This is a genomic window from Janibacter sp. LM (assembly GCF_039631275.1).
GTDB lineage: Bacteria > Actinomycetota > Actinomycetes > Actinomycetales > Dermatophilaceae > Janibacter > Janibacter terrae.
In genome coordinates, this window is sequence record NZ_JBDIVG010000029.1 from 22,363 (window position 1) to 40,792 (window position 18,430).

The 18,430-nt window shown below is 71.8% G+C and carries 19 protein-coding genes; 10 read left to right on the forward strand and 9 right to left on the reverse strand.

Translation table 11 applies throughout. The annotated features are described in order from the left end of the window. Positions 1 to 2: 2 nt before the first annotated feature. On the reverse strand, positions 3 to 518 hold the full coding sequence (locus ABC138_RS14590; RefSeq protein WP_338538525.1) for a DoxX family membrane protein: 516 nt from the start codon (positions 516 to 518) through the stop codon (positions 3 to 5). A 95-nt stretch (positions 519 to 613) separates the two neighbouring features. Between ABC138_RS14590 and ABC138_RS14595 the strand changes: the two genes are divergently transcribed. Together ABC138_RS14595 and ABC138_RS14600 are read left to right on the forward strand one after the other, a co-directional pair. Then, positions 614 to 1,456 (forward strand): SOS response-associated peptidase, encoded by an 843-nt coding sequence (locus tag ABC138_RS14595; protein ID WP_068422753.1) that lies wholly within the window; start codon positions 614 to 616, stop codon positions 1,454 to 1,456. Beyond that, on the forward strand, positions 1,449 to 2,084 hold the full coding sequence (locus ABC138_RS14600; RefSeq protein ID WP_345914137.1) for an alpha/beta family hydrolase: 636 nt from the start codon (positions 1,449 to 1,451) through the stop codon (positions 2,082 to 2,084). The genes ABC138_RS14595 and ABC138_RS14600 overlap by 8 nt, the downstream gene beginning before the upstream one ends. A gap of 60 nt (positions 2,085 to 2,144) precedes the next feature. Here ABC138_RS14600 and ABC138_RS14605 read toward each other — a convergent pair whose 3' ends face one another. Next, on the reverse strand, positions 2,145 to 3,308 hold the full coding sequence (locus ABC138_RS14605) for a helix-turn-helix domain-containing protein (protein ID WP_345914138.1): 1,164 nt from the start codon (positions 3,306 to 3,308) through the stop codon (positions 2,145 to 2,147). Positions 3,309 to 3,401: 93 nt separating this feature from the next. On the opposite strand from ABC138_RS14605, the gene ABC138_RS14610 reads away from it, so the two are divergent. Then, positions 3,402 to 4,517 carry a ferredoxin reductase gene (locus ABC138_RS14610; RefSeq protein ID WP_345914139.1) on the forward strand — a complete coding sequence of 372 codons (1,116 nt, stop codon included), beginning with the start codon at positions 3,402 to 3,404 and terminating at the stop codon, positions 4,515 to 4,517. 2 nt (positions 4,518 to 4,519) lie between these two features. Next, positions 4,520 to 5,761: an acyl-CoA desaturase gene (locus ABC138_RS14615; protein WP_082807596.1), complete on the forward strand. Its 1,242-nt coding sequence runs from the start codon at positions 4,520 to 4,522 to the stop codon at positions 5,759 to 5,761. A 66-nt stretch (positions 5,762 to 5,827) separates the two neighbouring features. Here the strand turns inward: ABC138_RS14615 and galE are convergent, their stop codons facing one another. From galE to ABC138_RS14630, 3 genes are read right to left on the reverse strand one after another with little or no spacing between them, the layout of a single operon-like run. Next, on the reverse strand, positions 5,828 to 6,844 hold the full coding sequence (gene galE / locus ABC138_RS14620; protein ID WP_345914140.1) for a UDP-glucose 4-epimerase GalE: 1,017 nt from the start codon (positions 6,842 to 6,844) through the stop codon (positions 5,828 to 5,830). A gap of 16 nt (positions 6,845 to 6,860) precedes the next feature. Next, on the reverse strand, positions 6,861 to 7,163 hold the full coding sequence (gene rsrA / locus ABC138_RS14625) for a mycothiol system anti-sigma-R factor (protein ID WP_345914141.1): 303 nt from the start codon (positions 7,161 to 7,163) through the stop codon (positions 6,861 to 6,863). Next, positions 7,160 to 7,810: a sigma-70 family RNA polymerase sigma factor gene (locus ABC138_RS14630; RefSeq protein ID WP_068325559.1), complete on the reverse strand. Its 651-nt coding sequence runs from the start codon at positions 7,808 to 7,810 to the stop codon at positions 7,160 to 7,162. Before ABC138_RS14630 ends, rsrA begins: the two co-directional genes overlap by 4 nt. 275 nt (positions 7,811 to 8,085) lie before the next feature. Here ABC138_RS14630 and ABC138_RS14635 point away from each other — a divergent pair, with 275 nt between their 5' ends. The 5 genes from ABC138_RS14635 (at position 8,086) to ABC138_RS14655 (ending at position 11,985) form a co-directional block, all read left to right on the forward strand. Beyond that, a complete protein-coding gene (locus ABC138_RS14635) occupies positions 8,086 to 8,676 on the forward strand; it encodes a hypothetical protein (RefSeq protein WP_345914142.1) in 591 nt (196 codons plus the stop codon). A 105-nt stretch (positions 8,677 to 8,781) separates the two neighbouring features. After that, a complete protein-coding gene (locus ABC138_RS14640; protein ID WP_345914178.1) occupies positions 8,782 to 8,979 on the forward strand; it encodes a hypothetical protein in 198 nt (65 codons plus the stop codon). 329 nt (positions 8,980 to 9,308) lie between these two features. After that, positions 9,309 to 9,494 (forward strand): hypothetical protein, encoded by a 186-nt coding sequence (locus ABC138_RS14645; RefSeq protein WP_068325555.1) that lies wholly within the window; start codon positions 9,309 to 9,311, stop codon positions 9,492 to 9,494. Positions 9,495 to 9,628: 134 nt separating this feature from the next. Beyond that, the gene (locus ABC138_RS14650) at positions 9,629 to 10,729 is read left to right on the forward strand and encodes an HD domain-containing phosphohydrolase (protein WP_345914143.1); all 1,101 of its coding nucleotides are present in this window, start codon (positions 9,629 to 9,631) and stop codon (positions 10,727 to 10,729) included. Further along, positions 10,726 to 11,985 carry an HD domain-containing phosphohydrolase gene (locus tag ABC138_RS14655; RefSeq protein WP_345914144.1) on the forward strand — a complete coding sequence of 420 codons (1,260 nt, stop codon included), beginning with the start codon at positions 10,726 to 10,728 and terminating at the stop codon, positions 11,983 to 11,985. The genes ABC138_RS14650 and ABC138_RS14655 overlap by 4 nt, the downstream gene beginning before the upstream one ends. A 75-nt stretch (positions 11,986 to 12,060) precedes the next feature. On the opposite strand, the gene sodN is transcribed toward ABC138_RS14655, so the two are convergent. From sodN to ABC138_RS14675, 4 genes are all read right to left on the reverse strand, one after another. Further along, positions 12,061 to 12,462 carry a superoxide dismutase, Ni gene (gene sodN, locus ABC138_RS14660; RefSeq protein ID WP_068325549.1) on the reverse strand — a complete coding sequence of 134 codons (402 nt, stop codon included), beginning with the start codon at positions 12,460 to 12,462 and terminating at the stop codon, positions 12,061 to 12,063. 82 nt (positions 12,463 to 12,544) lie between these two features. Further along, entirely contained in the window at positions 12,545 to 12,874 is a 330-nt protein-coding gene (locus tag ABC138_RS14665; protein ID WP_345914145.1) for a S24/S26 family peptidase, read from the reverse strand. 106 nt (positions 12,875 to 12,980) lie between these two features. Then, a complete protein-coding gene (locus ABC138_RS14670) occupies positions 12,981 to 14,996 on the reverse strand; it encodes a hypothetical protein (RefSeq protein ID WP_345914146.1) in 2,016 nt (671 codons plus the stop codon). A 215-nt stretch (positions 14,997 to 15,211) separates the two neighbouring features. After that, a complete protein-coding gene (locus ABC138_RS14675; protein ID WP_345914147.1) occupies positions 15,212 to 17,107 on the reverse strand; it encodes a hypothetical protein in 1,896 nt (631 codons plus the stop codon). A 157-nt stretch (positions 17,108 to 17,264) separates the two neighbouring features. Between ABC138_RS14675 and ABC138_RS14680 the strand changes: the two genes are divergently transcribed. Then, the gene (locus tag ABC138_RS14680; protein ID WP_169701933.1) at positions 17,265 to 18,425 is read left to right on the forward strand and encodes an NADP-dependent malic enzyme; all 1,161 of its coding nucleotides are present in this window, start codon (positions 17,265 to 17,267) and stop codon (positions 18,423 to 18,425) included. Positions 18,426 to 18,430 lie beyond the last annotated feature (5 nt).

Consider the following 18,430-nt stretch of genomic DNA (forward strand, 5'->3'; position numbering starts at 1 on the left):
GGTCAGGACACCGCGTTCTTCGCCTGGAGGGCGGCCAGCTTGGCCTCGCGACGAGCGGCCTGGCGGGCGTGGCGCGCGGTGCGCCCGACGCTCTCACCGGCGAGCTTGGCGCGGTAGGTGACGCCGGGCTTGCCCGCGGTGTCGACGGCGGCGAGCATCAGGCCACCCATGAGTGACAGGTCCTTGATGAACTGCGTCATCTTGCCCTGCTTGGCCTGCGGGTCCGACTCGGTCCAGAAGTCGTGCGTGGCAGCGGTCGGCACGAGCGTGCCCATGAGGACGGTCGAGGCGAGGCGCGGGGCCTTGCCCGTGGCGAGGAGGGCGCCACCGAGGACCATCGCGGCGCCGTTGGCGCGCACGAGCATCTCGGTGTCGTCCGGGAGCTGGGTCTTGGCCGCGAGGGGCTTGGTGACCTTCTCGGCGGCGGGGGCGTGGGCCGAGGGGTAGCGCAGGGCGTTGATGCCACCCCACACGAAGATGCCGGCCAGCAGCGGGCGGGCGATGCGACGAACGATCATGGTGGTGCCTCCTTGTCGTCGTGGACGTCGCCGGGGAGGTCCCGACGGGTACGTGACTACCGTAGTCGCGATCCCGGTGGGCCTACGCTCGGAGGGTGTGCGGACGCTATGCGGCAACGGCCGGCCCCGATGACCTCGTCGAGGAGTTCGAGATCGACGTGGACCGGACGGGCGACCCGGCCCGCTCGCTCCTGAAGTCGCCCCAGGACCCGCCGCCCGGCCGGCCGGACCACAACATGGCGCCGACCAAGCAGGCGCCCGTGGTGCTCACCCGCGCGTCGAAGGACGAGCCGGGCGACCCCCTTCGCCAGCTGCGGCTGCTCACGTGGGGCCTCGTGCCGTCGTGGGCGAAGGAGACGAAGGTCGGCCTGCGGATGACCAACGCCCGCGCGGAGACCGTGCTGGAGAAGTCGAGCTTCGCCAAGGCCGCGGCGAGCCGGCGCTGCCTCGTGCCGGCCGCGGGCTGGTACGAGTGGCAGGTCTCGCCCGTCGCGACAGATGCGAAGGGGAAGCCGCGCAAGCAGCCCTTCTTCGTCCACCGCGGCGACGGGGCGGACCTAGCCTTCGCGGGGCTGTACGAGTTCTGGCGGGACCGGGCCGTGGCGGACAACGACGACCCGGACGCGTGGCTGACGACCTTCACGATCATCACGACGGCAGCCGACCCCGGCATGGACCGCATCCACGACCGGCAGCCGCTCGTGCTCGAGCCGCGGGACTGGGCGCGCTGGCTCGACCCGACCCTCACCGACCTCGCCGAGGTGGGGGAGATGCTCGCCTTCGCGCAGCCGGGGCGGTTCGCCGCGTACCCGATCTCGACCGCGGTCAACGCCACGCGCAACAACGGCCCCGGGCTGCTCACGCCGCTGCCGGAGTCGGAGCTCGTCGGCGTCGTCGACCCGGAGACCGGGGAGATCCACGGGGGCCGGGATGGATGAGGTGCCCACCACCCAGGGCCCGGCGCGCCTCCACGTCACCGAGGCGAAGGGGGACCCACGCGGCACCCTGCTCCTCACCCACGGCGCGGGCGGGGGCGTCGACGCCAAGGACCTCGTGGCGATCGCGGCGACCCTGCCGGAGCACGGCTGGCAGGTGGCGCTCGTGGAGATGCCGTGGAAGGTCGCCGGCAAGAAGGTCGCGCCCATGCCGCCGAAGCTCGACGCCGCCTGGCGGGAGATCGTCGCAGGAGCGCGGGACTCCCTCCCCGGCCCGGTGGTCTTCGGCGGACGCAGCGCCGGGGCCAGGGTGTCCTGCCGGCTGGCGCCGGAGCTCGGCGCCGGCGGGGTGCTCGCGCTGTCCTTCCCGCTCGTGCCGCCCGGCAAGGGGCCGGACAGGTCCCGCATCGACGAGCTCGTCCTCCCGGTCGAGGCGGGCCTGCCGGTGCACGTCGTGCAGGGGGCTCGGGACCCCTTCGGCTGCCCGGACGACGTGCGCACGGCGCTCGCCGCCGCAGGGATCGGCCCGGGCGTGGTCGGTGTCGACGAGGCCCCCGGCACCCACTCCTTCACCGGCGGTGGCGCCGTCGCCGAGTCCGTCGTCCGCTGGGTGGAGTCTGCATTCCCCTAGGGCAATGCAGACTCTCGACGTCAAGATGTGCCATTGCCCTAGGGGAATGCAGGTCAGCGGTCACCGCCCGCGGCCGAGGGCCAGCAGGATCGTCAGCACCTCGTCGGGGTCGTCGAGGCGCTCGCCGAAGAGGTCGCGCACCTGGTTCATGCGGTACCGCACGGTCTGCGGGTGCACGTGCAGGCTCTCGGCGACGAGCTCGCGGCGGCCCTGCAGCAGCAGCCACGCGCGCAAGGTCTCCGCGAGGCGGTCGGCCGCGCCCTCACCCACCTCCGCGAAGGGGGCCAACGCCGCCTCGCGCAGGTCGGCCAGCGCGGCCGGGTCGGCCTGCAGCACCAGCTCGGGCAGCACGGCGTCGGTGTCGACGACCCCGGGGCCGAGGTCGACGGCGCGGGCGGCACGCTCGTAGGACTCGTGGGCTCGCTTCCACGGACGGGCGGGGCCGACGACGGCGTCGTGCCCCTCCAGGAGGGCGAGCAGCCGCTGCCGGGAGGGCCCCCCGCTGTCGGGGACGAGCAGCACCGAGCGGGTCACGACGGCGTCGGCGACGGGCAGGTCCTCGCCGAGGGTGAGGGTGCGCGGGTCGAGCAGGCCGGCCGTCGCGGGCAGTCGGCCGCGGGGGACGAGGACGGCGGTGAGCGTGCGGGGCGGGGTCCAGCGCGCGGCGGCCGCCGCACCGTCGAGCTCGACCTCCCCGAGGCCGGTGAGGAGCCCGCGGGTGAGCCGGTCGAGGTGGACGATGCGGTCGCGCTCGGCACTGCTCGTCTCCTGGTTGTGCCCGGCGACGGAGGCGGCGGACAGCTCGTCGATGTAGGTGAAGACGAGCTCGGCGAAGCGCCCCAGCGTGGGGGCGTCCACACCGGCGGCCAGGGCCTCGACGGACAGCTCGCGCCACGCGGCCCGGGCGCCGACGCGGTAGGCGGCGAGCAGCGCCTCGACGGGCCGGCCGTTGCGGGCCTCGGCCCGGCCCAGCTCGCTGGCGGCGGCGGCACCGACCCCGACGGGCGCGCCCTGGGGTGCGGACCCGGAGGCCAGCGCGACGAAGCTCTCGAGCGAGACCTGCACCGCCTTCTCGATGACCCGCCCCATCCGCCCCTGGAAGGGCACGTCGTAGGCCGGCACCTGCTCCATGACCTCGGCGACGACGAGCTTGGCGACCCGCGGCAGGTGGGAGCGGACGGCCGTGACGGTCGTCTCGTCGAGCGCGAGATCCGGGGTGCTCATGGGCGTCCTTTGTCCTCAGCGAACAATTCATTGCACCAAAGCCTACTCGCGAGAGACATGGTCCGGCACCTGTTGAGGCGGGAGGATGGACACATGACAACTTTCGCGACCCGTGACGCCGTCCGGACCCAGCCCTTGCTGAAGGCCCGCGACACGGCTGTCCGCATCGCGCGCGGCCTGGCCACGCCGGTCGTGCCCGAGGAGTACCTCGACCTCTTCGCCCCCCTTCGCTCCGGGGCCGACCTGCGCGGCCGCATCGTCTCGGTCGTGCCCGAGACCCGCGACGCCGCCACCGTCACCATCCGTCCCGGCCGGGACTGGCAGGGCCACGCGCCCGGCCAGTACATCCGCCTGGGTGTTGACGTCGACGGCCGCCGCCACTGGCGCGCGTACTCGCTGACCTCCGACACGAGCGCTCGTGACGGTCTCATCTCGATCACCGTCAAGGCGATGCCCGACGGTCTCGTCTCCCGGCACCTCGTGCACCACGCCCGACCGGGCACGATCGTCCAGCTCGACCAGGCGACCGGCGACTTCATGCTCCCGCAGACCGTCCCCGCCAAGGTCCTCTTCCTCACCGGTGGCTCCGGCATCACGCCGGTCATGGGCATGCTGCGCAACCACGACTTCGACGGGCTCGACGTCGTCCACGCGCACTCCGCGCCGACGGCCGACGACGTGATCTTCGCCAAGGAGCTCGCCAGCCCGGCGCCGGGCGTCCGCGTCATGGTCCGCCACACCGACGACGAGGGCATGTTCACGCCCGACCTGCTCGACGAGCTCGTCCCCGACTGGCGCGACCGCGAGACCTGGATCTGCGGGCCCGCCCCGATGCTTGACGCCTTCGAGACCCACTACGAGGCCGCTGGCCACAGCGACCTGCTCCACGTGGAGCGCTTCCGCCCGACGATCGTCGAGGCCGGCGAAGGGGGGACCGCCTCCCTTCGTACCGGGGCGGACACGACCACCCTCGAGCTCGACGGCGCCACGACGATCCTCGACGCCGCCGAGGACGCCGGCGTCCTCATGCCGAGCGGGTGCCGGATGGGCATCTGCTTCAGCTGCGTCCTGCCCATGACCGACGGCGCCGTGCGCGACCTGCGCACCGGCGACCTGACCACGACGACCCCCGACGACCCGCCGGTGAAGGTGCAGACCTGCATCTCCGCCGTCGCGGGTTCCTGCACCATCGAGACCCAGGAGAAGTGACCATGACTGCCACTCTCGAGCGCCCCCGCGCGACCGATGCCCGCATCACCGGCGGCAAGGCCGACGTCGTCCACACGACCGTCAACCTCGCCGACTCGCCCATCGCCCACCTCACCCCGGAGCGGATCGAGGAGCTCGGCCGCGAGCTCGACGAGATCCGCGCGTCCGTCATGGACTCGTTGGGGGAGAAGGACGCCCAGTACATCCGTCGGGTGATCAAGGCCCAGCGCTACCTGGAGATCGGTGGCCGTGCGGCCCTGCTCTTCTCGGGCAACCCGATCGCCTGGGTCGCCGGCACCGCCGCGCTCAGCGCGTCGAAGATCCTCGACAACATGGAGGTCGGGCACAACATCATCCACGGCCAGTGGGACTGGATGCGTGACCCCGCGATCCACTCCTCGACGTGGGAGTGGGACAACGTCACCCCGGCGGACCACTGGAAGAACAGCCACAACCAGGTGCACCACACGTACACCAACGTCGTCGGCCACGACAACGACCTCGGCTACGGGATCATGCGCGTCGACGACGCCCAGAAGTGGTACCCGGGCTACCTGATCCAGCCGATCACGCAGTTCATCAACGCGACCTTCTTCGAGTACGGCATCGCCGCGTACGACCTGGAGCTCGGCAAGCACTGGGCGACCCGCAAGGACAACCCGGAGTGGATGGCCGAGGCGAACAAGGTCGTCAACAAGATCAAGAAGCAGGCGGCGAAGGACTACCTCCTCTTCCCGCTGCTGTCCGGGCCGAACTTCCTCTCGACCCTCGGCGCGAACGTGGTCGCCAACCTCGTGCGCAACTACTGGACGCACTCGGTCATCATGTGCGGTCACTTCCCGGCCGGCGTGAAGACCTTCACCAAGGACTCGATCGACGGGGAGACCCGCGGCGAGTGGTACCTGCGCCAGATGCTCGGCTCGGCCAACATCTCCGGCTCGACGCCGATGCACATCGCCACCGGTCACCTGAGCTACCAGATCGAGCACCACCTCTTCCCCGACATGCCCAGCCGCCGCTACCCGGAGATCGCGCCGCGCATCCGGGCGCTCTTCGCGGAGTACGGGCTGGAGTACCTGACCGGCCCGCTGCACAAGCAGGTCGGCTCGGCGTGGAGCGAGATCATCCGCCTCTCCCTGCCCAACGACACCTCGCTGCGGCAGGCCGTGGGCATCCTGCGCACGTCCGGCATGAAGGGCCTGAAGGCGCGCGCCCGCCAGACGCGCTTCCGCCTCGCCGGCTGACCGCGAGACTCGGCTGATGGCCGCTATCCACCCCGGATAGCGGCCATTGCCCGCGTCTGGGCGGGTCTAGGCCGGGTAGCCCTGCGGGTTGGCCGACTGCCAGCGCCACGTGTCGGCACACATCTGCTCGATCGTGCGCGTCGCGCGCCAGCCGAGCTCGGCCTCGGCGCGGCTCGGGTCCGCGTAGCAGGCGGCGAGGTCCCCGGCCCGGCGAGGGGCCAGCTCGTACGGGACCGGGCGCCCGCTCGCGGCGGCGAAGGCGGCGACCATCTCGAGCACCGACGTGCCGTGGCCGGTCCCGAGGTTCCACTCGCGCACCGGGGTCTCGGGGTGCCGCTCGAGGTACTGCAACGCCGCGACGTGGCCGGCGGCGAGGTCCTCGACGTGGATGTAGTCGCGAAGGGGGGTCCCGTCCGGCGTGGGGTAGTCACCGCCGAAGACCCGGAGCCGCTCCCTCCGCCCGACCGCCACCTGCGCGATGAAGGGCATGAGGTTGTTGGGGGTGCCTTGGGGGTCCTCGCCGATCCGCCCCGAGGCGTGCGCGCCCACCGGGTTGAAGTACCGCAGCAGCGCGACCTGGACGGCTCCGGTCGCCGCGACGTCCCGCAGGATCTGCTCCTGCATGACCTTCGTCCACCCGTAGGGGTTGGTCGCGCTCGTCGGGAGCTCTTCGGGCATGGGCACGGTCTCGGTCTCGCCGTACACCGTGGCGGACGAGGAGAAGACGAGCCTGCGCACTCCCTGCCGGTCCATGGCCCGCAGGAGCGAGAAGGTCGTGCCGAGGTTGTTCTCGTAGTACTCGAGCGGGATCCGGCTCGACTCGCCCACGGCCTTGAGGCCGGCGAAGTGGATGACGGCGTCGAACCCCCCTTCGCCCAGGAGCGCGGAGGTCTTGTCCGCGTCCCGCAGGTCGAAGCCGTGCGTCTCGACCCGCCGGCCCGTCAGCTCCTCGAGCCGGCCGATGACCGACGGGCGCGAGTTGACGAAGCTGTCGACGACCACCGGCTCGTGGCCGGCGGCGACGAGCTGGACGACGGTGTGGGAGCCGATGTACCCGGCTCCGCCGGTGACGAGGACGCGCATGGCGTCAGGGTACGGCTCAGCCCTCGGTGGAGATCTGCCGGATCTGGGTCACTTCGGTCCACGACCCGTCGTTGCAGATCGTGGTGATCTTCTGCATGATCGTCGCGCGCAGCTGCGGCGGGGCCTGCTCCCGCGCGCAGGAGCGCTGGAGGACCTGGCGCATGACCTGGTCGAGGTCGTGCTCGGCCAGGCACGGGCCGCACTGCGCGAGGTGCTCGGCGATCCCCTGGGCGTCCTCGCGCGACATCTCGCCGTCGAGGTACTCCATCATCCGGTGGAGCGCCTGGGAGCAGTCCACGTGCTCGGGGTCGTGGCTCATGCCTGACCCTCCTTGGCGGATGCGATGCCGCGGTCGGCGGCGTAGTCGGTGAGCTTTTCGCGGAGCTGGCGACGTCCCCGGTGCAGGCGCGACATCACGGTGCCGATGGGCGTGCCCATGATGTCGGCGATCTCCTTGTAGGCGAAGCCCTCGACGTCGGCGAGGTAGACCGCCATGCGGAAGTCCTCGGGCAGCTCCTGCAGCGCGCGCTTGACCTCGGTGTCGGGCATGCGGTCGAGCGCCTCGACCTCGGCGGAGCGCAGCCCCTTGGAGGTGTGCTGCTCGGCCTTGTGGAGCTGGTAGTCCTCGATCTCGGGGGAGTCGGACTGCTTCGGCTCGCGCTGCTTCTTGCGGTAGCTGTTGATGTAGGTGTTGGTGAGGATGCGGTACATCCACGCCTTGAGGTTGGTGCCCGGCCGGTACTGGTGGAAGGCGGCGAAGGCCTTGGCGAAGGTCTCCTGGACGAGGTCCTCGGCGTCGGTCGGGTTGCGCGTGGTGCGAAGGGCGGCCGAGTACAGCTGGTCGAGCAGCGGCATCGCCTCGCGCTCGAAGCGCGCGCGCCGCTCCTCCGTCGTCTCCTGGGAGACGTCGACGGAGGCATCCGCTGCGGCCATGGCCTCCAGCTCGTCAATCGTGGGATCAGTCATCGCGCTCCACCCTAGCGGGGCGGCGGTGCGCTCTCCGGCGTGCAGTACCAGCACGTGCACTCCTGTCCTTCGTGGCCGTTGTGCTGGTGGGTCCAACGCCCTCGCCCGGCCCCTCATTCCCCCTCGCCGAGACTCGGCTCATGGCCGCTATGTCGCCACTTTTGAGGCCATCGCCCGAGTGTCGATGAGTCCACAGGCGAAGGGGGCGGACCCGCACCGTCCACAGAAGGCCGGTGGGGCTGTGCCCGAGGCGCTGGGGAGGGTGGGGTCGGTACATGGGAAGACGACCGCAGCAGCTGCCGGGGGACCTGTCCGGTGCCGGCTTCACGATGGCCGACGCGCGGGACCTGGGCGTCCGGGGGCGTCTGCGCACGGGCTTCGAGATCCCGTCGCACGGACTGCGGTTCCGCCCGGGTGATCAGGGACCGTCCGACGTCGGTGAGCTGGCGAGGCTGGTCCGCTCGGTGGTGCCCCGGGACGCAGTCGTCAGTCATCTCACGGCGGCCCGGTTGCTCGGGTTGCCCACGCCCCGGCCGTGGAGCCGCGACGAGCCGGTCCACGTCAGTCGCGACAGCGGCCGGCCGTGGCTCGAGCGGCGCGGCGTGCTCAGCCACAACGGCCTCGAGACGCGCGCCGTGACGCAGGTGCACGGGTTGCCGGTCGTCGCCGCCCTGCACACCTGGTCGGACCTGGCCGGCAGCTGGACGCGCCCACAGCTCGTGGCCGCCGGTGACGCCCTGCTCCGCGACCATGACGTGACGCCGGCCCAGGTCCTGCGCCACCTCGAGACGCTGTCCGGCCGACGCGGCATCCGCACGCTGCGGGAGGTCGCCCCCTTCCTCGACCCGGGATCCGCCTCCCCGTAGGAGTCCGAGGCCCGGCTGCTGTTCCGGGACCACGGTCTGCCCACGCCCGAGCTCAACGTCAGGGTCTGCGACGACTGGGGCGTCCTCATCGGCGTCGCGGACTTCCTGTGGCGCGAGCCCAAGGTCGTGGCGGAGTACGACGGCGACCAGCACCGCACCGATCGGAGCGCGCAGTACGAGCGGGACCGTCGGGCGCGGTTCGAAGCCGCGGGGTGGACGTACGTGGAGATGACCAACATCCACCTGGTCAGGGCGGCCTACACCCGACGGCTCATCACCCGGCTCGGCGATCTCCTCCTCTGACCGGCCCCCGAGACGTGGCGCATGGTCGCAAAGAGCCGGGTTTTGTGGCCATGGCCCGAGACTCGGCGTCGCGAGGCATGACGAAGGGGGCCGGCCCGGGTGGGCGGCCCCCTTCAGTGCACGAGGTGCAGATGCTCAGGCGTTGGGCTTCTTGCCGTGGTTCGCGGACTTGCCCTTGCGCGAGCGACGCTTGCGGGCGCGCTTGCTCATGAGGTGACTCCTTGCTGGATGCCCCCGGCGACGTGCCGGGCGGTGATCGACGAGTCATTGTGTCATAGCGTTATCAATGACCCTTCCTCTTTGACCCACATTGATGGCATCATAGGATCGTGAAGAAAATCACCGTAGCCCTTGCCGCTGCCGCCCTCCTGACCGGTGTCGCCGGTTTCACTGCGATGCGCGCCGCCAGCGTCGACTGGGCGGGTGCTCAGCGCAGCGTCGACTGGGCCGGCGCCCAGTCCAACAGCGTCGACTGGGCGCTGCCGTCGCCTGACGCACCGTCCACCGACGCCTGAGCTTGACCACGGCGTCGACCGGGGCCCCGTCCCGGTCGACGCACGGTTATGTCGCGACGGTCGCCATCCTGGCGGTGGTCGCGGCAGGTGCGTCCGTAGCCCTCGCGGGCCCCCCTCGCCAGCTGAGCTGGGTCGTGGCGCTGCTCGTCGTCGCCAGCCTCGCCTCGATCAGCAAGCCCCAGGCGGTCGGGCCCTTCCAGCTGTCGGTCGCCGGCATGATCCACATCGCCTCCATCCCCCTCGTGGGACCGGTCGGGGCGATCGTCGTCGCGGTCCTACCCGTCCTCCTCGACCGCAACAACACGGTCAAGCGGGTCTTCAACGCCTCGCAGCGTGTTCTCCTCGTCATCGCCGGCTCGGCCGCCTACGCCGCGGCCGGAGGCTGGCAGCTGGGCATGACCGACACGATGCCGACCCCCCAGAACCTCGCCCTGCGCGTCGCCGTCACCGCGGTCGCAGCGAGCCTCATCAACGCGTTCCTCCTCGCCGGGGTCCTGCAGCTCAGCACCAACGCCCCGTGGCGCGTCGTCCTCGTCGACGTCCTGAAGCAGACCAGCTCCGCCTACGCGCTGTCCATCGTCGGGGCCTACCTCCTCGTCGTCCTCTGGGCCCCCGCCGGCCTGGGGTGGGTCGCCGCCCTGTTCTTCCTCCCTTCCCTCCTCGTCATCCAGTGGGGCCTGCGTCAGCACGCGGAGGAGTGGGCGACGCGGCACGACGTGCTCGCCCCCTTCGTCGGCGCGCTCGAGCTGCGCCACCCGGGGGCCGCCGAGGACGCGCGGGTCGTCGCCGCCGCAGCGGGCGCCATCGCGACCACCATGGGTCTGTCCGCGCGGGTCGTCGACCAGGTCACGGCCGCCGCGCGCCTGCGTGATGTCGGCAAGCTCGCGCTCGAGGACGCGCCGCCGGCCATCCGCCGCCGGGACCACGCCGACGCCTCGCGCCGCGTCTTCGGGTCGATCGCCTTCCTCGACGAGTCGATGGAGATCATCACCGCGCACCAGGAGCGCTACGACGGCGAAGGTCGGCCGCACGGGCTCATCGGCCGCAGCATCCCGGTCGGCGCCAGGGTCCTCGCGACCGCCGACGCATGGGGCACGTGCGTGCTCGAAGGGGTGTCCCCGGAGGAAGCGGTCACGTCCTGCGAGCGCATGGCCGGGCACGCCCTCGACCCGAAGTGCGTCATGGCCCTGAGGCGGGCACTCGAGCGGGACCAGCTGCCGAAGGCCGTGGTGTGACCGAGCGTCCCGGCCGATCCGGCCTGATCCTCTTCGTCGGCGCGATCCTCATCGGGTCCTACGCCGCGATCAACGCCAACTTCAGCGCAGACGTCCTCACCGGCTTCACCGTGGTGGCCGTCATCGCGATCATCATCGGTGAGCAGGTGCCGCTCGTCGTCGCCGGTCGCGCCATCGCGCCGCTCACGACCGCGCCCGCGCTGGGGCTCGTCCTCGCAGCGTCCACCGGCACCGTGGTCGACGGCTGGACCGTCCTGGCCGTCGTGTGGCTGAGCATCCTCATCGGTGGCCTCCTCGTCCGGGCCCGGGGCGGTTCGGTCATCGAGGGCTCGCTCGGTGCGCGCTTCCTGGGGGTGGCCGTCACGACCTACCTCTCCCATTCCCCGGCGGTCCGGGGGGACAACCTCGTCGAGTGGACGTTCGACCCCGCCCACTCGTCCACCCTGGGCGCGCTCGGCATGCTCGCGGCCGCTCTCGCGGGTGGTCTCGTCGAGCGCGCGCTCGAGACGCTCGTGCTGTGGCTGGGGGAGGAGCGGCCGCTGGCACGAGTGCTCGCGGTCGAGGTCGGGCCGCTGGCCGGGATCGGGGGCGCGACGATCGCGACCGGACCGCTCATCGCTTTGTCGAGCCCCTACCTCGAGTGGGCCGCGATCCCGCTGCTCATCATCCCCGTCGTCCTGACGTACGTGGCCGTGCGGCGCGTCATCGGCATCCGCGATGCCCTCGAGCAGTCGATGCTCGCCATGTCCCGGCTCAGCGAGGTCGCCGGCCTCACCCGTCCCGGCCACTCCCAGCGGGTCGCTCGGCTCGCGGTCGCGATCGGTCGCTCGCTCGAGATGGACCTCGCTGCCCTGCGCCTCGTCGAGCGCACGGCGCTGCTCCACGACCTGGGCCAGCTGGGTCTGGCGGAGCCGCTGCGCGGTGGCGCGACGATCCACGCCACCGCGATCCAGGAGGCCCAGATCGCGTACTCGACCCGGCGCCTGGTGGCCGGGACCCCGCAGCTCGCGGAGCTCCTCCCGCTGCTCGACCAGGTCCGTACCCCCTTCCGCCGAACGCGCGAGTTCGGCGAGCACATCCCGATCGCCTCGCGCATCGTGCGGGTCGCCAATGCCTGGGACGACATCACCGAGGGCGCCCGCTCCCCGCGCGCCCAGGCCGTGGCGCTCGAGCGACTGCACCTCGGTCTGGGGTACGACTACGACCCGGAGGTCGTCGCCGCACTCGAGCAGGCCGTGATGGAGCGCGCCGTCTGACGACGACAACGTCTGACGACGACAACGTGGCCGCCACCCCGGAGGGTGACGGCCACGCAGGAGGACGAAGGGGGGTCAGCCCTGCTTGGTCTCCTTGAAGATCTTGTCGATCTCGGCGATCTTCTCGAGCAGCTCCTCGGCCTTGGCCTGGTCGAGCTCACCCTTGGTGCCGCCGGCGCCGGCGAGCTTGGTGGCCTCGTTCACGAGGGTGTGCAGCTGCGGGTACTTCTCGAAGTGCGGCGGCTTGAAGTAGTCCGTCCACAGCACCCACAGGTGCTCCTTGACGAGCTGGCTGCGCTGCTCCTTGATGAGGATCGCGCGGGTGCGGAAGTCGGGGTCGTCGTTGTCGGCGACCTTCTTGATGATGGCGAGGACCGACTCGGCCTCGATGCGGGCCTGGGCGGGGTCGTAGACGCCGCAGGGGAGGTCGCAGTGGGCGCTGGCCTGGGTGATGCGGAAGATGTCACGAAGTCGCATGGAGTGCCTTCCTCTCGTGGGGGCTGGATCGCCCGCGGTGCGGGCGACGCTGGTTTCAACGTACCCAACGCACGTCGCTGCGTCACGCAAAGGGCCTTCTCCTGCAAGGGAGTCGCAACAGGACGCGGGCGAGCACGGCGTCCTCGGCGAGCGAGCCGACCGACCACGAGTCGACGCCCTCGCGGGGGTTGTCCCGCTCGACCCACCACCGGGTCGGGTCGGCGGGGTCGCGCCCCGTCACGCGCTTGACCGCGACCGGGCGCGTGAGCCCGGCGTCGTCGTCCGGGAGGCGCACGAGCGCGAGGCCGCCGGTGCGCGGTCGTGCGCCCCACAGCACGAGCAGCAGGTCGCCGTCACGCAGCGTCGGCTCCATCGAGCGTCCGACGACGCGGGTCAGACCGGGCAGGAGCATGCGCGCATCCTCGCAGCCCTTCGAGACGCTTGCTGCGCAAGCTCCTCAGGGAGCGTGGGCCGAGAGCGTGGGGTCGCCTGCTGCGCAAGCTCCGCAGCGAGCGGGGTCAGCGCGCGATCGTCTTGCTGTACGTGTAGATCGAGCCGCTCGAGTAGCCGGTGCGGCGGGCGACGACCTTGGCCTTGACCAGCTGGCCGCGGTCGATCGATCGCACCACGTAGGTCTTGCTCGTGGCCCCCGAGATGGCCACGCCGTTGCGGTACCACTGGTAGGCGTACGTGCTCGGCGTGGGCGTCCAGACCCCGTTCGTCACCGTGAGCGTGCTGCCGGCGCGGAGGGTGCCGGAGATGCTCGGTCGCGTCGTGTTGTAGATCGGGATGCCGACGCGGGCCGAGGTCGCGGACTTCGAGGTGTAGCCCGAACGCCGTGCGGTCACGGTGACGGTGAGGTAGCGGCCGGCGTCCGAGCGGGTCGGCGTGTACGTCCTGGCGGTGGCGCCGGAGATGCTCGCCCCGTTCCGCTTCCACCGGTACGAGTACGACGTCGGCGTCGGCGACCACGTGCCGTTGGACGCGGTGAGGAGCCTGCCGACCCCCTTCGTCCCGGTGATCCTGGGGGCCGTCACGAGCGTGAAGGGGGAGAGGGTCGCCGAGTTGGTGACCCGCACCGTCGCCCCGGTCGACGTCGCCGAGAGCGTCGTGATCGTGATGCGGCCGTCGTAGCTCCTGAGGGTGCGCCCGACGGTCAGCACCGAGTTGTCGTCCGGACTGCCGGTCGGAGACGCGTCGAGCAGGACGCTCGAGCCCTCGTAGGGGTTGTGGCGCAGGACCTTCACGCCGGGCGGGACCCACGTCGAGGCGAACGTGTCCTGGCCTGCAGCGGTGCGGTACTCGACGAGGTACACGGCGCGGGTGATCGCATTGGTGATCTGCGCGACGCGGACACCGCTCGTCCCCGCCATCGGCTTGAGCGTGACGGTGGTCGTGCCGGTGCCGACGAGCACGCGCGCGGTCGACTCGAGGGTGCTGTAGTGGCGGGCCTGCGGGCTGGAGAGCATCGCCGGGGGCCCGCCGAGGTCGGGTCCCATGACGTCCATGTAGTCCGCGTACTCGTACTCGTCGCAGCCGCTGAAGACGCCGCTGGAGTACGCCCCGTCGCTCTTGCCGCCGGCGCAGGCGATCGCGTTGGCGTGCCCGAGACCCATGTTGTGGCCGACCTCGTGGGCCAGCACGCTGGTCGTGTACGACCCGAAGTACACGTAGCCCCCGCTGTTGGGGTCCATGCCGACCGAGCCCAGGCCGTAGGAGCAGCCTCCGCTCACGTACGACGCCTCGGGGAACTTCAGGGCCAGGGTGGAGTCCTGCTCCGCGACCCACCCGCGCGCGTTCGCCGCGTCCTCCCACAGGGCGAAGGGGTTGTCCGCGCAGCCGTACGGGGAGGCGTAGTGCGAGCGCATGATCGGCGTGCCGAGCCGCAGGGTGCTGCGCGAGTTGAGCCGCCAGTAGGCGTCCGACGAGGACACCTGCGTGCTCGCCTGCGAGCTGCTGAGCGGCTCACGGGTGATCCCCCTCGGCGTCACCTCGAAGTAGGTGATCTTGCGGGTCGCGGGCGTGTACGCGGCGGCCGTGCTGGGAGTGCTGGAGACGAGACGCTTCGCGGGCAGCGGGTCGGCGCCGGGAGCCAGCGGCACCGTCGTCGTCGCCCGCCCGATGGCGCTGTCGGCGCTCGCCGGCGTCGCGTCGGAAGCCGCCCGCAGGTCCGCGGGGGAGAGGTCGTGCGGTCGGGCGCGACCGCCCAGGCCCGGGATCGAGATCGTCCGGTCCGCGGCCGCCGCGCTGCTCACGGTGGCGGGCACCTCGACGTCGACGGTCACGGTGCTGCCGGGCCTCACCCGCCCGAGGACCGCGCCCCGCACCGGCACGAGCCGGTCACCGTCGCGCACCGCGTACCAGGCCGTGGGCGAGCCGCGCTCGACCGAGGTCGCGAGCAGCGTGCCCGACACCCGGACCAGCGCGTCGGGCGCCGAGGCGGTCGAAGGGGGTTGGGCCGAGCTCGTCGTCGACGCCGCGGCGACCGCGACTCCGGCGACGAGGATGGCGGGCAGGACTCGACGTGCGCGCATGGCAGCCCCCGTGGCGTGGGATCGGCGTCGTGGCGGGGAGTCCCGCTCGGCGTTGAGCACACGCTAGGACCGGGGGATCTACGGCACGTATGGGTAGTTGGTGCCACCCTTCGAGACGCTTGCTGCGCAAGCTCCTCAGGGGGCCGGGCGCGCTTGCGGCGCAAGCTCCTCAGGGAGCGGCGGATGCCTCCTCAGGGGGCGGGAGGGGCGTCGGGTCAGGAGCGGATGGTCGTGCTGTACGTCAGCTGCATCCCGGTGGAGTAGCCGGTGCGGCGGGCGATGACCTTGGCCTGGATGCGGTGGCCTCGGTCGATCGAGCGGACCGTGTACGTCTTGGCGGTCGCGCCGCTGATGGCGCGGCCGTCGCGGTACCAGCGGTAGGCGTACGAGGTCGGCTTCGGCGTCCACGACCCGACGTAGACGGTGAGGCGGGACCAGGTCCGAGGGGTGCCGACCAGGTAGGGACGCTGGGTGGCGTGGATCGGGATCCCCACGCGGGGGGAGACTGAGGACTTCGAGGTGTAGCCGGTGCGACGGGCGGTGACGGTGACGGTCAGGTAGCGGCCGGCGTCCCAGCGGGTCGGGGTGTAGGTGCGCCCGGTCGCGCCGTTGATCGCGACGCCGTTGCGCCGCCACCGGTAGCCGTACGACGACGGGGTCGGCGACCACGACCCGTTCGTGGCGGTCAGGGTGCGGCCGACCCCCTTCGTCCCGGTGATGCGGGGCCCGGCGACGAGCGAGAAGGTCTTGGGCCTCGAGGTGTTGGCGATCCGCACGACGGCCTGCGTGGAGGAGACCGACTCCGTCGTGATCGCGATCTTGCCGTCGTAGCTGGTGAGGGTGCGGCCGGCGGCGAGCGACATGGAGTTGTCGCGGGTGCCGGTGGGGGTGGGGTCGAGGAGCACGCTGGTGCGCTCCTTGGAGTTCAGCCGCAGCACGCGCACGCCGGTGGCCTGGCCGAGGGGGTTGGTCGCGTCGCGGCCGGTGGCGGCGCGCAGCTCGACCCAGTACTTCACGCCGGAGCCGCGGTTGGTGACCACGGCCGCGCGGGGGCCGGCCATGCCGGAGACCGGCCGGAGCGTGACGCGGGTGGTCCCGGGCCCGACGGCCGTCGCGGCGGAGGAGGGCATGAGGCCCTTGGCGAGGGCCTGCGGGGAGGAGAGCATCGGCGCGGTCGAGCCGGAGACGCCCATGACGTCCAGCGAGTCGCCGTAGGCAGCCTCGCGGCAGCCGCTGTCCCACGAGCCGTCGCTGAGGTTGCGCGTGTCGCTGCGGCTGGAGCACATGAGCGAGTTGGCGTGGTCGAGCGAGATGTTGTGCCCGAGCTCGTGGGCGAGGACGGGGTAGCGGGTGTCGGCGACGTGCAGGAGCCCTGGCGCCGAGGTGGTGGCGCCGAGGGTCCCGAGGCCGTAGCCGCAGGTGCTCGCTGTGGAGCGCGGCAGCGCGAGGACGAGGCTGGAGTTGTCCTCGACCCGCCAGCCGGTCTCGACGAGCGCCTCGTCGAAGCGCGCCATCGGGTCGTCGCTGCACGTGTAGATGGAGGTGTAGTGGGGCTTCATCGTCGGCGCGCCCATGCGGATCCGACCACCGGACTGGTCGCTCCAGTAGGCGTCCGCGGCCGAGACCTGTCGCGTCGCGACGGTACTGGTGACCGGGTCGCGGGTCACTCCCTTCGGCGTGACCTCGACGTAGGTGATCTTGCGGGTGCTCGTCGCGGCCTGCGGTGCGGCCTCGGCGGAGAGGACCTCGGTGACGGGCAGGGGGTCGCCGCCGGGAGCGAGGGCGGTGTCCCGGCTCGCGGCGCGCAGCGTCGCCGTGGGCGCGGCGGGGGAGGAGCGGCGCAGGACGGTCTGCGGGACGGCGACGTCGATGCTCACCCGGGAGCCGGGTGCGGTGTGCTCCAGCCCGGCGCCGTCGACGGGGACGACCCGGTCCTCGCTCAGCACGCCGAAGTGCTGCCGCCCACCTGCCTCCTCGACCGCGGTGCGCACGAGCGTGCCCGTGACACGGACCTGCGGGTCGGGAGAGGCCGTCGGTTGCGCCTGGGCGGTGAGCGCGGTGCCGCTCAGGGCTGCGGTGAGCAGGGCGGCGAGCAGGGTGCGCGAGCGCATGGACGACTCCGGTGGCGAAGGGGGGTGGTTCGCCGAGCGTAGTGGCTGGGTGTGCGAGGATGGGCGCGGCTCACCAGCCGCCCGCTGCGACCCACCAGGTCGCCCAGGGCGCTCCGTCTCCTGTGTCTGGTATCGATTCATCCGAGGTCTGTCTGCCGTGTCTGCGCCCGAGCCCACCACCACCTACGACCTGACTGCCCCGCAGTTCGTCGCCCACGAGGGCGGCAAGGTCGAGGTACGGGCCACGAAGCCGCTGCGCGACCAGGACGACCTGTCCCTGCTCTACACCCCGGGCGTCGCCGACGTGTGCCTGGCCATCGAGCAGGACCCGTCGCTCTCGCGCACCTACACCGCCCGCAACAACACGGTCGCCGTCATCACCGACGGCACCGCCGTGCTCGGCCTGGGTGACATCGGCCCGCTCGCCGCGATGCCGGTCATGGAGGGCAAGGCGGTGCTCTTCAAGCACTTCGCCGGCGTCGACGCGATCCCGGTGTGCCTCGAGTCCGGCTCGATCGACGAGCTCGTCGACGCGATCGCCCGGATGGCGCCGAGCTTCGGCGGGATCAACCTCGAGGACATCTCGGCCCCGCGCTGCTTCGACCTCGAGCGCCGGCTGCGCGAGCGCCTCGACATCCCCGTCTTCCACGACGACCAGCACGGCACGGCGATCGTCGTGCTCGCCGGGCTGATCAACGCCTGCCGCGTCGTCGACCGCACCATCAGCTCGCTCAAGGTCGTCGTCGGCGGCGCCGGCGCGGCCGGTGTCGCCGTGACCCAGCTGCTGCAGCTCGCCGGCGTCGTCGACATCGTCGTCTGCGACTCGCGCGGCATCATCGGCAAGCACCGCAACGACCTCGTCGCGCACAAGGAGATGCTGGCCGCCACGACCAATGTCTCGGGCCGGACCGGCTCGATGGGCGACGCGCTCAAGGGCGCCGACGTCTACATCGGCGTCTCGGGCGGCACCGTGCCGGAGGAGCAGATCGCGACGATGGCGAAGGGGCCGATGATCTTCGCGCTGGCCAACCCCACGCCCGAGGTGCACCCCGACATCGCGCACAAGTACGCGTCGATCGTGGCGACCGGCCGCAGCGACTTCCCGAACCAGATCAACAACGTCCTGGCCTTCCCCGGCATCTTCCGCGGGGCGCTCGACGCCGGTGGGGTGCAGATCAGCGAGGAGATGAAGCTCGCCGCCGCGCGCGCCATCGCCGACCTCGTCGAGGAGCCCACGGCCGACTGCATCGTCCCGCCGGTCTTCCAGGAGGGCGTGGCCGAGGCGGTCGCCGCTGCGGTGGCGGCCCACGCGGGCTGACGCCT